The 12,731-nt window shown below is 66.5% G+C and carries 14 protein-coding genes and 1 riboswitch; of the genes, 5 read left to right on the forward strand and 9 right to left on the reverse strand.

The genetic code is table 11. From position 1 onward, the window contains the following. Positions 1 to 7 precede the first annotated feature (7 nt). From nusB to ACVOMM_RS08595, 4 genes are all read right to left on the reverse strand, one after another. On the reverse strand, positions 8 to 487 hold the full coding sequence (gene nusB / locus ACVOMM_RS08580; protein WP_128989124.1) for a transcription antitermination factor NusB: 480 nt from the start codon (positions 485 to 487) through the stop codon (positions 8 to 10). Next, positions 484 to 951 carry a 6,7-dimethyl-8-ribityllumazine synthase gene (gene ribH, locus ACVOMM_RS08585; RefSeq protein WP_010481977.1) on the reverse strand — a complete coding sequence of 156 codons (468 nt, stop codon included), beginning with the start codon at positions 949 to 951 and terminating at the stop codon, positions 484 to 486. Before ribH ends, nusB begins: the two co-directional genes overlap by 4 nt. A 146-nt stretch (positions 952 to 1,097) precedes the next feature. Further along, positions 1,098 to 2,198: a 3,4-dihydroxy-2-butanone-4-phosphate synthase gene (gene ribB, locus ACVOMM_RS08590; protein ID WP_053516472.1), complete on the reverse strand. Its 1,101-nt coding sequence runs from the start codon at positions 2,196 to 2,198 to the stop codon at positions 1,098 to 1,100. Beyond that, on the reverse strand, positions 2,195 to 2,806 hold the full coding sequence (locus ACVOMM_RS08595) for a riboflavin synthase (RefSeq protein ID WP_481526120.1): 612 nt from the start codon (positions 2,804 to 2,806) through the stop codon (positions 2,195 to 2,197). Before ACVOMM_RS08595 ends, ribB begins: the two co-directional genes overlap by 4 nt. Before the next feature lie 74 nt (positions 2,807 to 2,880). Then, positions 2,881 to 3,026: riboswitch (FMN riboswitch) on the reverse strand. 225 nt (positions 3,027 to 3,251) lie between these two features. Between ACVOMM_RS08595 and ACVOMM_RS08600 the strand changes: the two genes are divergently transcribed. From ACVOMM_RS08600 to ACVOMM_RS08615, 4 genes are all read left to right on the forward strand, one after another. Then, on the forward strand, positions 3,252 to 3,875 hold the full coding sequence (locus tag ACVOMM_RS08600) for a hypothetical protein (protein WP_053518907.1): 624 nt from the start codon (positions 3,252 to 3,254) through the stop codon (positions 3,873 to 3,875). Positions 3,876 to 4,021: 146 nt separating this feature from the next. Further along, positions 4,022 to 4,906 (forward strand): hypothetical protein, encoded by an 885-nt coding sequence (locus tag ACVOMM_RS08605; RefSeq protein WP_481526121.1) that lies wholly within the window; start codon positions 4,022 to 4,024, stop codon positions 4,904 to 4,906. A 488-nt stretch (positions 4,907 to 5,394) separates the two neighbouring features. After that, positions 5,395 to 6,111 (forward strand): hypothetical protein, encoded by a 717-nt coding sequence (locus ACVOMM_RS08610; protein WP_481526122.1) that lies wholly within the window; start codon positions 5,395 to 5,397, stop codon positions 6,109 to 6,111. 50 nt (positions 6,112 to 6,161) lie between these two features. After that, positions 6,162 to 6,353 carry a hypothetical protein gene (locus tag ACVOMM_RS08615; protein WP_481526123.1) on the forward strand — a complete coding sequence of 64 codons (192 nt, stop codon included), beginning with the start codon at positions 6,162 to 6,164 and terminating at the stop codon, positions 6,351 to 6,353. Positions 6,354 to 6,386: 33 nt separating this feature from the next. Here ACVOMM_RS08615 and ribD read toward each other — a convergent pair whose 3' ends face one another. The 5 genes from ribD to ACVOMM_RS08640 all read right to left on the reverse strand — a co-directional run bounded on the left by ribD (position 6,387) and on the right by ACVOMM_RS08640 (position 10,767). Beyond that, complete coding sequence (gene ribD / locus ACVOMM_RS08620) at positions 6,387 to 7,505, reverse strand: bifunctional diaminohydroxyphosphoribosylaminopyrimidine deaminase/5-amino-6-(5-phosphoribosylamino)uracil reductase RibD (protein WP_481526124.1); 1,119 nt, start codon at positions 7,503 to 7,505, stop codon at positions 6,387 to 6,389. A 128-nt stretch (positions 7,506 to 7,633) separates the two neighbouring features. Further along, positions 7,634 to 8,155 carry a transcriptional regulator NrdR gene (gene nrdR, locus ACVOMM_RS08625; RefSeq protein WP_053518899.1) on the reverse strand — a complete coding sequence of 174 codons (522 nt, stop codon included), beginning with the start codon at positions 8,153 to 8,155 and terminating at the stop codon, positions 7,634 to 7,636. A gap of 215 nt (positions 8,156 to 8,370) precedes the next feature. Further along, positions 8,371 to 8,805 (reverse strand): hypothetical protein, encoded by a 435-nt coding sequence (locus ACVOMM_RS08630; RefSeq protein ID WP_164151695.1) that lies wholly within the window; start codon positions 8,803 to 8,805, stop codon positions 8,371 to 8,373. 82 nt (positions 8,806 to 8,887) lie between these two features. After that, positions 8,888 to 10,141, reverse strand: a complete 1,254-nt coding sequence (glyA, locus tag ACVOMM_RS08635; protein ID WP_053518895.1) for a serine hydroxymethyltransferase — start codon at positions 10,139 to 10,141, stop codon at positions 8,888 to 8,890. A gap of 146 nt (positions 10,142 to 10,287) precedes the next feature. After that, positions 10,288 to 10,767 carry an RcnB family protein gene (locus ACVOMM_RS08640; protein ID WP_065175826.1) on the reverse strand — a complete coding sequence of 160 codons (480 nt, stop codon included), beginning with the start codon at positions 10,765 to 10,767 and terminating at the stop codon, positions 10,288 to 10,290. Between the two features lie 251 nt (positions 10,768 to 11,018). Here ACVOMM_RS08640 and ettA point away from each other — a divergent pair, with 251 nt between their 5' ends. Continuing rightward, on the forward strand, positions 11,019 to 12,683 hold the full coding sequence (gene ettA / locus ACVOMM_RS08645) for an energy-dependent translational throttle protein EttA (RefSeq protein ID WP_005415249.1): 1,665 nt from the start codon (positions 11,019 to 11,021) through the stop codon (positions 12,681 to 12,683). The last annotated feature ends 48 nt before the right edge of the window (positions 12,684 to 12,731 follow it).

A 12,731-nucleotide genomic window follows, 5' to 3' on the forward strand; every position in this document is an offset into this window, starting at 1 on the left:
GATCGGGTCAGTGGCCCGATTCGACCTTGCGCCATTCCACGGCGGCGCGGTCCAGCACACCGTTGACGTAGGTGTGGCCGTGTTCGGAGCCGAAGCGCTTGGCCGATTCGATGGCCTCGTTGATCACCACGCGGTACGGCACGTCCAGGCGGTAGCGCAGCTCGTACGCGGCCAGGCGCAGCACCGCGCGTTCGATGGCATCGACTTCCTCGATGCCACGGTCCAGATACGGGGCCAGCGCTTCGTCGATGTCGGTGCGGTTGTCGAGCACGCCGTGCATCAGCGCCTCGAAGTACGCCAGATCGGCGATCTCGCGGGCCTGCTCATGCGCGAACTGGGCGATCAGCGACTGTGCGTTGCCGCCGGAGATCTGCCACGCGTAGACGGCCTGCACGGCACGACGGCGCGCGCGCGAGCGCAGCACCGGATCAATGCCATCGCGGCGGACGGGTTTACCGGAGGGCTTGCCCTGGGTGTTCTTGTTCATGGCAGCTGCTCCAGAAGATTGACCATTTCCAATGCGGCGAGTGCGACTTCCTCGCCCTTGTTGCCGTGGCTGCCGCCGGCGCGGGCCTCGGCATCTTCCACGCGTTCCACCGCCAGCACGCCGTTCAGTACCGGCACGCCGAAATCCAGCTGCACGCGCATCAGGCCTTCGGCGCAGCGGTCGGCCACGTGTTCGTAATGACGGGTGTCGCCGCGGATCACACAGCCGAGGGTGAGGATGGCGGCGTGTTCATGGGCGGCGGCCAGGCGTGCGGCGACCAGCGGCAGTTCCCAGGCGCCCGGCACCCGGATCACGTCGATGTTGGCTTCGGTGATGCCGTTGCCGGCCAGGCTCTGGCGTGCGCCGGCCACCAGCGTATCGGTGATGCGGGCGTTCCAGCGGCTGGCCAGGATGGCAAAGCGCGCCGACTCGGGAGTGCGAAGATCGCCTTCGTAGTGGCTCATATGCGGCTTGGGGGACTCGATAAGGGGTAATTCTAGCGTGGATGGGCCCCGGCCGTGGTTGGCGGGGGCCTGGCATCCGCCCGGCATGGCCCGGCGCTACCGGGGTCGGATCCCGCACCGCGGCCTCCGACCCCACGGGGCGACCGTTACAGGGCCACCGTCTCCACCACTTCCAGGCCATAGCCGGCCAGGCCGATCTGCCGGCGCGGCGTGCCCAGCACGCGCAGCTTGCCCAGCCCCAGATCGGACAGGATCTGCGCACCGGCGCCATTGCGGCGCCACTGGCCCACATCCTTGTCCTTGCCCGGCACCACCGGTGCGGGCTGCTGGCGCAGGCGGGCGAGCAGCGCCTCGCCATCGCGCGGCGCCGACAGCACCACCATCACGCCGGCACCTTCGGCGGCGATCGCACGCAGCGCGTCGGTGGCGGCCACGCCGAAATCGTCACGACGCCAGTGCAGCAGGTCGGCCAGCGGATTCTCCACCTGCACGCGCACCAGGGTAGGCGTGCCAGCGTCGGGAGTGCCGCGGACCAGGGCGAAGTGCAGGTCGTGGGCGATGCGGTCGCGATAGGTCACCAGCCTGAACGGGCCAAACTCGGTATCGATGTCGCGCTCATCGACGCGTTCGACAGTCTTCTCGGTGGCCAGGCGGTAGGCGATCAGGTCGGCGATGGAGCCCATCTTCAGGCCGTGCTCGCGGGCGAACACTTCCAGCTCCGGGCGACGCGCCATGCTGCCGTCCGGGTTGAGGATCTCCACCAGCACGCCGGCCGGTTCCAGCCCGGCCAGCATGGCCAGGTCCACACCCGCTTCGGTGTGGCCGGCGCGGGTCAGCACGCCGCCCGGCTGGGCGATCAGCGGGAAGATGTGGCCGGGCTGGTGCAGGTCCGATGGCCGCGCGTTGGGTTTCACCGCGGTGCGGATGGTATGCGCGCGGTCATGGGCGGAGATGCCGGTGGTCACGCCCTCGGCCGCTTCGATGCTGACGGTGAAATTGGTCTGGAACTGCGCGGTGTTGGCCTGCACCATCGGCGCCAGGCCCAGGTCGGCGGCGCGGGTGCGGGTCAACGGCAGGCACACCAGGCCACGGCCGTGGGTGACCATGAAGTTGATGTCGCTGGCCTTGACCAGCTCGGCGGCCATGATCAGGTCGCCTTCGTTCTCGCGGTCCTCGTCATCGACGATGACGACCATGCGGCCCTGGCGGATGTCTTCCAGGATCTCGGGGATCGGCGCGAAGTTCATGCTGCGCCTCCCTGCAGGTGCCCGCCAACAAGACGTTCGACATAACGGGCGACCAGGTCGATTTCCAGGTTCACCGCACTGCCCACGCCGGAGGTGGAGAAGGCGGTGTTGGCCACGGTATGCGGGATCAGCGCGACCTCGAAGCCTTCCTCGTCCACTTCGTTGACGGTGAGGCTGACGCCGTCCACGCAGATCGAGCCCTTCTTGGCGATGTAGCGCAGCAGCGAGGCCGGCGCGGCGAAGCGCCAGCGCTGGGCGCGCGCGTCATCGTGGATGGACAGCACCTGGCCCAGGCCATCAACGTGGCCGCTGACCAGATGCCCACCCAGACGATCGGTCGGGCGCATGGCACGCTCGAGGTTGATGACCGCGCCCTGCTCGAGTTGGCCCAGCGTGGTCAGGCCCAGCGTCTCGGTGGAGGCATCGGCCTGGAAGCTGTTGGCGTCGAATGCGATGACCGTCAGGCAGACACCGTTGATGGCGATGCTTTCGCCCATCTGCACGTGATCGAACGGCAGGTTGCCGACATTGAAGGTGAAGCGGACATCGCCGCCGATGGACTCGCGTGCGGCCAGACGGCCGACGCCTTCGATGATTCCAGTAAACAAGTAACGTTCTCCGCAGGATGTGAGCGAAAAACGCCGCAAGGCAAACAGGCACGCGCAGGGCATGAGCCCTGTGGCACCGTCTTCTTTCATCCGGACTATGACCGTCGGCTCCGGCCTTGAACCGGATCTGCTGACCCCCGGCCGTGGGCCGGGGCGCTCGCGGGCTCGTGCTTGCGCACCTACCGCCGGTGGGGAGTTGCACCCCGCCCTGAAGACGTTTGTATACCGGCGAACCGGCGTGGACAGTGTACCAGCCCGGGCTGAACGGGGTGGGACACCCGGGGCCGAAGCCGTTTCCCGGCTGACCCCAAGCCTGCCCAGCCTGTGACGGCTGTCTCTCGCATTTTGTAAAACTTTCATTAAAATTCGCCGCGGACGACATGAGGTCGCCACGGGCTGCGCCTCCGGCGCGCCCGCCAATGGACTGCAATTCACAGGAATTCCCATGCGCAAGCTCCTGATCATCGCCAGCCTGCTGGCCGTCGCTCCGCTGGCCTCGGCCGCCGAAGGGCTGAGCTACACCTACGTCGAAGGTGGCTGGACCCAGGTCAAGACCGACGACAGCGATTTCAACGACCCGAAGCTTGACGGCGGCTACGTGCGCGGTTCGTTCGCGCTGGCCGAGCAGGTGCACGTGTTCGGCAGCTGGTCGCGTACCAGCAAGAGCTACCACTTCACCGGTGCGTCGGCCAAGTTCGAACTGGACCAGCCTGAGCTGGGCATCGGCTACCACATGCCGTGGACGGACCGCCTGGACTACACCGCCGACATCGCCTGGGTGCGCCAGAACGCCGAGCTGACCGTGAAATCGGATCTGTTCGGCCGCGAACACCTGAAGGATCACACCAACCTGGCCCGCGCCACCATGGGCGTGCGTGGCAAGCCTTCGCCGAAGACCGAAGCGTGGGCCAAGGCCGGCTACATGGATGGCGGCAACGACTTCAAGGGCACCTGGGTCGGCACCGTCGGTGGCCAGATCAATTTCACCCCGACCTGGGGCCTGGTGGGAGAAGTCTCCGGCCAGCGCGATGTCACCCAGTTCTCGGCCGGCGTCCGCGCCAGCTTCTGATTGCCCGATCCTCGTCGTGCGATCGAACGGGCCCCGCAAGGGGCCCGTTTTTTTTCCGCTGCACACCGTTACCTGGCTGCATCGCGCCATCGAAAGCGTGGGCAGATGCGCTAGGCTTGCCCGCCTCTGGACCCGGAATCACTGTCATGAAGACCCCCCTGCGCTCCCTGCTGGCCACTGCACTGTTGTGCGCTCCCCTGTTCGCCAGCGCCGCCTCGACGCAGCTGAGCCCCGAACAGACGTTCGATCTCTATTCCCGCGTACTGCTGGAAGACGACGCGACCGCCACGCGCACGCTCAACGACGCGCTGAAGCCGGCGTTCGAGGGCCAGGACGCCGTGACCCCGAACCCGGGCGCGCTGGCCAAGGCATTGGCCGAACCCTGGCAGACGGTACTGGCCAGCACCGGCGCTTCGATCGACGCTGCGGCCACCGAAGCGCTGTACGCCAAGGCGCTGCGTGATTCGAAGTGCCGCGCAACCCAGAGCGTGATCGAAGACAACGAATACGTTGAAGACCAGAAGCTGGCGCGGATCACCTACACCTGCCAGGTGCCCGACCTGGGCAAGGTCCGCCCGCTGTTCGCCGCCAGCCTGGCCGACCATGCCAGCCCGGCCTCGCGCAAGCAGTTCACCGACGCCTACACCCAGGCGCTGCAGAGTGGTGCACGCGTGCCGGTCAGCGGCACCTTCACCCTCTACCCGGCCAAGGACAACGGCTACTGGTACAGCGGCAACTTCGATGATCTGGTGGGCACCGTGGCCGGTGCGCTGGCTCCGTTCGAGGACTGGATGCAGGACGCGCAGGCAGCCAACGCGCCGAAAGTGACCGGCATACCCGGCTGCGACCTGCTGCTGCAGCAGCACCGCAGCTGCGTGGCGAAGATCGCGCCCGACCAGATCAGCGGCGTGGACGCGATGGCCGAAGAGCTGAAGGCCAAAGCGCAGGTGCAGTCGGCCGAGGAGATGACGCAGGAGTGCAAGGCACTGCGCCCGCTGGCCGAGATGATGTGGACCGACGAATGCACCTGAGCCGCTAAGTGGTAGCGCCGGGCCATGCCCGGCGACACTGCGCTGCCGTGAACCTTCGTCATCGTCGCCCGGATGTTGCCGAACACCTGGCGATGCGGGTGGCGCTCGCCGTCGTGCAGGGCTTTTGCCCGGTTCTCCAGGCGCGTGCAATGCGCGCACCGTGCTCCAGCTGTCAGTGTCAGTGACCGCCGAAGTCCGACTTTCGGAACTGTTGCATGGACAGGTAACTCCCGCCGCGTGAAGCTTGGGGGTGGACGGTGCACGCGCGTCGTTCGCCAGCGCGTTCCATGCTCGCTGGCCCGCGATGACCAATTCTCCCGGTGTGTTACGCCTGAACAATGCTCATGAGCAGGCCGTCCAGCGACGCGCCGATGCCGAGCCGTGGACGCAGCGCTGCTCACAAGGGACACCGAGAGCCATTGGTGTCTGCTGGCAGAGCCGCCACGAGTCACCACGTATCTCATCTCTCTATCATGTTGGAAATACAGATGTTCGCTTCGCTCAGACCCCTTGCTCGCGCCGCGCTGCGGCTGCTGCCCTCCCTGCTGCTGATCGGCTGCGCGCAGGGCGCTCAGACCCCGATGGCCATACCCGGCTCGGTCGTCAGCCTCGTGCCACCTCCGGGATTCGCGCCAGCACCCCATTTCTCCGGCTTCGCCAGCGAAGATGGTCGCGCCAGCATCCTGGTCGCCGAACTGCCCGCCGACGCCCGTGCCGCCGTCAGCGGACTGTTTGTAGACGAGGCAACCGCGCGCAACCGCTTTGCCAGCCAGGGCGTCCGGGTCGACCGTCTGGAATCGGTCACCAGCGAGGGGCGGACGATTCCGGTGGTCATTGGCAGCCAGATCGCCCACGGTTACACCTTCGACAAGTGGGTTGCGCTGTTCAGCGGCTCTCCAACGGTCATGATCACGATCCAGGCCCCGCGCGAACATGGGCTGACGCACAAGCAGGCAATGCGTGCTCTGGCCTCGGTGACCCTTGGCGCACAGGCCACGCTTGAGCAGAAAGTCGCCGCCATGCCCTTCAGCGTCAGACCCGAGCCACCCTTCCGGCTGATCGACACCCATGCAAACTCGGCCGTAATCCTTACGGCCGTGAACTGGATACGGATCCCGAGGGTCGCCAACCTCTGGTGGTCGTCGCCTCCCAGCTTTCTCTGCCGTTTGATTCGGACGATCTGGCGGAGGTATCCGATCAGTTGATTGCTGGAACTGTCCGCATCCAGGGAGGGACCGTTGCCTCGAGGAGCAACGTGCCGTTCGGCGGCATCGAGGGACACCGCGTTGATGGACTCACACCCGACGGGCGTCACTACCGCCACTACCTTGCACTCTGGCCAGGTGAGCGGTTTGTCCGTCTGGCCGCGATTCTGCCGGCGGAGAGCACGCAGGACGTGGAAGAGGCGATTGATGCCATCGCCGCCTCGGTCCGATTCCACGAATGACAGTGCAGACCGAGGACGGCGTCTGTCACTGCATCATGTGCGCAGCAGCAGGCGCAGGTCCTCACCCACCTGGCATTGCTCGACCACGCGCAGCCGGCGTTGCTGCTGCATCGCTTCGATGCCCAGCCCGGCCAGCAGCGGGCGGGCCCGGTCACCCAGCAGGGTGGGCGCCTGGTACAGCAGCAGCTCATCCACCCAGCCGCCGCGCAGCAGCGCACCGGCCAGCGTAGCGCCGGCTTCGGTATGCACTTCGTTGATGCCGCGCCCGGCCAGCAGGGTCAGCATCGCGCCAAGATCGAGACGGCCGTCGGCACTGGGCACGCAGGCGAACTCGGCATCGGCGGCATCCGGTGCGCTGACCGCCGCATCGTGCAGGTACAACGTGGGTGCCCCACCCTCGCGCACGCGGCTGCATTCCAGCGAACGCAGGCGCGAATCGAGCACGACGCGCAGTGGCGGCATCACCTCGGCATCGGCCAGGCGCACGGTCAGCATCGGATCGTCGGCCAGCACGGTATCGGCACCGGTCAGGATCGCGCCGGCGCGTGCACGCCAGTGCTGCACGTCTTCGCGCGCCGCTGCTCCGGTGATCCATTTGGACGTGCCGTCGGCCATCGCCGTACGCCCGTCCAGGCTGGCGGCCAGCTTCACCCGCAGCCACGGGCGATTGCGCTCCACGCGTGACAGGAAGCCCTTGTTGAGCTCGCGTGCCTGCGCTGCCATCAGCCCTTCGGCGACCTCGATGCCGGCGCCGCGCAGCAGGTCGAATCCGCCGCCATCGACCTGCGGGAAGGGATCACGCAACGCAGCGACCACACGCGATACACCGGCCTCGATCAGTGCCAGTGCGCACGGTGGTGTGCGCCCGTAATGCGCGCAGGGCTCAAGGGTGACGTAGGCAGTGGCACCGCGCGCCTCACCACCGGCCTCGCGCAACGCGAATACTTCGGCATGCGGGCCACCGGCACGCTGGTGCCAGCCCTGCCCGACCACACGTTCACCATGGGCGATCACGCAGCCGACCATCGGATTGGGGCGGGTGGTGTAGGCGGCGCGCTCGGCCAGCCGCAGCGCGCTGGCCATGTGCAGATGGTCGAGGACGGAGAATGGGGTGGTCATCTGGCCATGGTAACGCTGCCGGTGTTGATCCATGCCATCGGTGCCAACCAAGGTTGGCACCCACCAGTGAATGCGGCCATCGGTGCCAACCGAGGTTGGCACCCACCAGTGGATGCGCCATCAGTGCCAACCGAGGTTGGCACGGGCCACCGCAGAGGCGGTCAGCCCTTCTTCTTCTTGGCCAGGGCGATCACATCGCCCAACAGCTGCAGCTGTTCGGTGCTGGCCGGCAGCTCGCGTTCGAGTTTTTCGATTTCCTCGCGGAAATCGGCCACATCCTCGAAGCTGCGGTAGACCGAAGCGAATCGCACGTACCCCACGTGATCGAGCTTGCGCAGCTCGTTCATCACGAACTCGCCCACCTTGATCGAAGGCACTTCACGCTCGCCACTGAGGCGCAACTGATGGACCACCGCACGCACCGCCGCTTCGATCTTGTCTTCCGGCACGGCACGCTTCTGCAGCGCGCGATCAAAGCCGGCGCGTACCTTGCGCTGGTCGAAGGCCTCGCGGGTGCCATCGCTCTTGACGATGGCCGGCAGCTTCAGTTCGACGGTTTCCAGGGTGCTGAAGCGCTCGTTGCAGGCCTCGCACTCACGCCGACGGCGGATCGTCGCGCCGTCTTCAGAGACGCGCGAGTCGATGACCCGGGTATCGGCATGTTGGCAGAAGGGGCAATACATGGAACGCCTGGCTCAGGGGACAACCAAATGCCACGGTCATGGCAGCGTCGCAAAGGTACCTGAGAAGGGGCTTTCCGGCAAATTTCATGTGCTGTACGGTCCCTCGTCAAGGGCAACCCTGCAGCCGTCCCAGATGCACCCAGATACTCAGAAACACCCTGATGCGTGAGGCTGGACATGCCATCCCTACACCACCATGCGACTTGCCTGAAAAGTCAGGCGCCCGGAAGGTGAGCAGGCCGCCAGCGCAGCCAGGCCAGATGCGCCGCGGGCAGCAACAGCGGCGGGCCGAACAGCAACAGGCTGAAGCCCTCCATGCGTTCGGTCAGGCCGACCACCAGCCCGAGCACGACGGCGGGCACTGCTGCCAGCGCGCCCAGCGCCAGCAACGCCCACCACACCCGGCCCACTGCCTGCAGGCCAGACCGGCCCTGCAGCAGGAAACCGGCGCCGATGTACAACCAGGCAACAATGCCCAGCGCCCCGGCGGTGCCCCAGCACACCAGCAGCAGCCGGCTCGGCAGGCGGGTTTCCTGCGTCAGGCCGGAGTACACGCCCACCAAGGCCACGGTGCCTCCCAGCAGCACGCCTGGCAGCCCGAACAGCAGGGCCTGCACGAGGTGCAGGCGCTTGTGCAGACGTTCATCCATACGCTCATCCATGTGCGTTGCTCTCCCTGGGCCGGGGTCGGAGCCCTTCCCCTGCGGGACGGGATCCGACCCCATCAGCCGATCAACCGTAGACCGGGTACTTGCGGCACTGCGCGCTGACGGCATCGCGCACGCGGGCGATCACGGCGTCATCGTTCGGCGCATCGAGGACATCGGCGATCCAGTTGGCCAGATCCACGCAGTCCTGCTCGGTGTAGCCACGGGTGGTCACCGCCGGCGTACCCAGGCGCAGGCCCGAGGTCACGAACGGCGAACGCGGGTCGTTCGGCACCGAGTTCTTGTTGACGGTGATGTGCGCCTTGCCCAGTGCCGCTTCCGCGTCCTTGCCGGACACGTCCTTGCCGATCATGTCCACCAGCATCAGGTGGTTCTGGGTGCCGCCGGAGACGATCTTGTAGCCGCGCGCGATGAGCGTGTTGGCCATCGCCTGGGCGTTCTTCACCACCTGCTGCTGATAGGTCTTGAAGGCCGGTTCCAGCGCTTCCTTGAAGGCCACCGCCTTGCCGGCGATGACGTGCATCAGCGGACCGCCCTGGATACCCGGGAACACGATCGACTGCAGCTTCTTGACCAGGTCCTCATCGGCACCCTTGGCGACGATGATGCCGCCGCGCGGGCCGCGCAGGGTCTTGTGGGTGGTGGAGGTGACGACGTGGGCGTGGTCCAGCGGGCTCGGATAGACGCCGGCGGCGACCAGACCGGCGACATGGGCCATGTCGACGAACAGGTAGGCGCCGACCTTGTCGGCGATGGCGCGGAAGCGTGCCCAGTCGATCACCTGCGAGTAGGCCGAGAAGCCGGCCACGACCATCTTCGGCTTGTGCTCCAGGGCCAGGCGCTCGACTTCGTCGTAGTCGATCAGGCCCTGGTCGTTCACGCCGTACTGCACGGCGTTGAACAGCTTGCCCGAGGCGTTCACCTTGGCGCCATGGGTGAGGTGGCCGCCGTGGGCCAGGCTCATGCCGAGGATGGTGTCGCCCGGCTGCAGCAGCGCGAAGTACACGGCCTGGTTGGCCTGCGAGCCGCTGTGTGGCTGCACGTTCGCATAGTCGGCGCCGAACAGCTGCTTGAGGCGGTCGATCGCCAGCTGCTCGGCGATGTCCACGTACTCGCAACCACCGTAGTAGCGCTTGCCCGGATAGCCTTCGGCGTACTTGTTGGTCAGCTGGCTGCCCTGCGCTTCCATCACTGCCGGGCTGGTGTAGTTCTCGCTGGCGATCAGCTCGACATGGTCTTCCTGGCGCTGGGTCTCAGCGGCGATGGCCTTGGCCAGTTCGGGATCGTAGGATTCGATGCGGACGTCACGCGGGAACATCGGGTACTCCAGCAGGCAGGGAAAGGGGGTGTACGGCTCAGCCCCTGATTGTAGCCCCGCACCGGCCGGCTGGGGCCGAAACGGACGGGGCCGGATCCCTCGAAGGAATCCGGCCCCGTATGGTTCCGAGTGATGTTGCGGGGTCCTCAGCGGCTGCTGAGCACGTACTGGGCGATCACGCCGGTGGCGATGGCCACCAGCAGCATGTTGCCGCGGTCATCGCGGATCCAGTGGTGGCCATGCGGCGGACGGCGCAGGTGGTAGCGCGGATAGTCGTTCACCACGTAGATCGGGCCGCGATAGTAGTCGCGGTAGCGGTGCCCCACCTTCCAGCCATAGCCGGGGCCGTAGGCAGGGCGGTAGACCACACGCGGCGGCGGTGCCGGGCGGTAGTAGCGGTCATGGTCACGGTGCCACTCGCGGCGGTCCTGCCGGTAATCGCGCCGGGCCTCACGGCGGTCGCGCTCCCAGTCACGACGGTCCTGTCGCCACTCGCGACGATCCTCCCGCCACTCGCGGCGGTCGTGACCGCGGCCGCGATGGTCGTCGTCGGCAAATGCCGGGGCAACCGCGCCGAGCGCCAGCACAGAGGCCACGGCTCCGGCCATTACTCGATTGATGCGCATGTCAGACCTCTGCTTGGGTGGTGGTGACCCCATATTGCGCACCGGATCTGAACCGTTTCCGGCTGGAAACGCTTCCCGCTTCAGGACTGTGACGGCGATTCAGGCCGCGGCCAGCCCGGCCGGCTCCCCGTGGCGCGGCGGGTAACCGGTTCCGGCTATAATTGCCGGTATTCCATTCAAGTCTGTGCCCGCTGCCGCGCCGGGAAACCTCCCGTGACGGTCGGGCGCAGGGTCGCGCCTACGGAGACCTCATGTCCTCGCAATACATCTACACCATGAACCGCGTGTCCAAGGTGGTCCCGCCCAAGCGGCAGATCATCAAGGACATCTCGCTGTCCTTCTTCCCGGGCGCGAAGATCGGCCTGCTGGGCCTGAACGGCGCCGGCAAGTCGACCGTGCTGAAGATCATGGCCGGCGTGGATACCGATTTCGAGGGCGAGGCACGCCCGCAGCCGGGCATCAAGGTCGGCTACCTGGCGCAGGAACCGGAACTGGACCCGAACAAGACCGTGCGCGAGTCGGTCGAGGAAGGCGTGGGCGAAGTGCTGCAGGCCCAGGCTGCGCTGGAGGCGGTGTACGCCGCCTACGCCGAGGAAGGCGCCGACTTCGACGCGCTGGCCAAGGAACAGGAGCGCCTGGAGGCGATCCTGGCCGCCGGCGACGCGCACACCCTGGAAAACCAGCTGGACGTGGCTGCCGATGCGCTGCGCCTGCCGCCGTGGGATGCCAAGATCGCCAACCTGTCCGGCGGTGAAAAGCGCCGCGTCGCGCTGTGCCGCCTGTTGCTGCAGAAGCCGGACATGCTGCTGCTGGACGAACCGACCAACCACCTCGACGCCGAGTCGGTGGAATGGCTGGAACAGTTCCTGGCGCGCTACACCGGCACCGTGGTGGCCGTTACCCACGATCGCTACTTCCTGGACAACGCCGCCGAGTGGATCCTGGAACTGGACCGCGGCCGCGGCATTCCGTGGAAGGGCAACTACACCGAATGGCTGGTGCAGAAGGATGAGCGCCTGAAGCAGGAAGAAAACCAGGAAAAGGCCCGCCAGAAGGCGATCCAGAAGGAACTGGAGTGGTCGCGCCAGAACGCCAAGGGCGGCCGTTCCAAGGGCAAGGCCCGTCTGGCCCGCCTGGAAGAGCTGCAGTCGCAGGATTACCAGAAGCGCAACGAGACCAACGAAATCTTCATCCCGCCGGGCGAGCGCCTGGGCAACATGGTGATGGAGTTCAAGAATGTGTCCAAGAAGTTCGGCGACCGCCTGCTGATCGACAACCTGTCGATGCTGATTCCGCCGGGCGCGATCGTCGGCATCATCGGCCCGAACGGCGCCGGCAAGTCGACGCTGTTCAAGATGATCACCGGCCAGGAGAAGCCGGATTCGGGCGAGATCGTGATCGGCCCGACCGTGCAGCTGTCCTACGTGGACCAGAGCCGCGACAAGCTGGAAGGCAACCACAACGTCTTCCAGGAAATCGCCGGTGGCCTGGACATCCTCAACATCAACGGCATCGAGATCCAGTCGCGCGCCTACATCGGCCGCTTCAACTTCAAGGGCCAGGACCAGCAGAAGATGGTCGGCTCGCTGTCCGGTGGTGAGCGTGGCCGCCTGCACATGGCCAAGACCCTGCTGCAGGGTGGCAACGTGCTGCTGCTCGACGAACCGTCCAACGACCTGGACATCGAAACGCTGCGTGCGCTGGAAGACGCGCTGCTGGAGTTCCCGGGCAACACCTTCGTGATCTCGCACGACCGCTGGTTCCTGGACCGCATCGCCACGCACATCATCGCTTTCGAAGGCGACTCGCACGTGGAGTTCTTCCAGGGCAACTACCGCGAGTACGAGGAAGACAAGAAGCGCCGCATGGGCGATGACGCTGCGCCGAAGCGCCTGCGCTTCAAGGCACTGAAGTAACGCAACAGGAAAGGCCGCGCTCGCGCGGCCTTTCTCCTTCTGTGGGTC

Source organism: Stenotrophomonas sp. STEN009 (assembly GCF_056760395.1).

What these genes read in the sequence shown, in the direction of transcription:
- nusB (WP_128989124.1), bottom strand. Translation starts at nt 487, where the DNA reads ATGAACAAGAACACCCAGGGCAAGCCCTCCGGTAAACCCGTCCGCCGC.
- ribH (WP_010481977.1), bottom strand. Translation starts at nt 951, where the DNA reads ATGAGCCACTACGAAGGCGATCTTCGCACTCCCGAGTCGGCGCGCTTT.
- ribB (WP_053516472.1), bottom strand. Translation starts at nt 2,198, where the DNA reads ATGAACTTCGCGCCGATCCCCGAGATCCTGGAAGACATCCGCCAGGGC.
- ACVOMM_RS08600 (WP_053518907.1), top strand. Translation starts at nt 3,252, where the DNA reads ATGCGCAAGCTCCTGATCATCGCCAGCCTGCTGGCCGTCGCTCCGCTG.
- ACVOMM_RS08605 (WP_481526121.1), top strand. Translation starts at nt 4,022, where the DNA reads ATGAAGACCCCCCTGCGCTCCCTGCTGGCCACTGCACTGTTGTGCGCT.
- ACVOMM_RS08610 (WP_481526122.1), top strand. Translation starts at nt 5,395, where the DNA reads ATGTTCGCTTCGCTCAGACCCCTTGCTCGCGCCGCGCTGCGGCTGCTG.
- ribD (WP_481526124.1), bottom strand. Translation starts at nt 7,505, where the DNA reads ATGGATCAACACCGGCAGCGTTACCATGGCCAGATGACCACCCCATTC.
- nrdR (WP_053518899.1), bottom strand. Translation starts at nt 8,155, where the DNA reads ATGTATTGCCCCTTCTGCCAACATGCCGATACCCGGGTCATCGACTCG.
- ACVOMM_RS08630 (WP_164151695.1), bottom strand. Translation starts at nt 8,805, where the DNA reads ATGGATGAACGTCTGCACAAGCGCCTGCACCTCGTGCAGGCCCTGCTG.
- glyA (WP_053518895.1), bottom strand. Translation starts at nt 10,141, where the DNA reads ATGTTCCCGCGTGACGTCCGCATCGAATCCTACGATCCCGAACTGGCC.
- ACVOMM_RS08640 (WP_065175826.1), bottom strand. Translation starts at nt 10,767, where the DNA reads ATGCGCATCAATCGAGTAATGGCCGGAGCCGTGGCCTCTGTGCTGGCG.
- ettA (WP_005415249.1), top strand. Translation starts at nt 11,019, where the DNA reads ATGTCCTCGCAATACATCTACACCATGAACCGCGTGTCCAAGGTGGTC.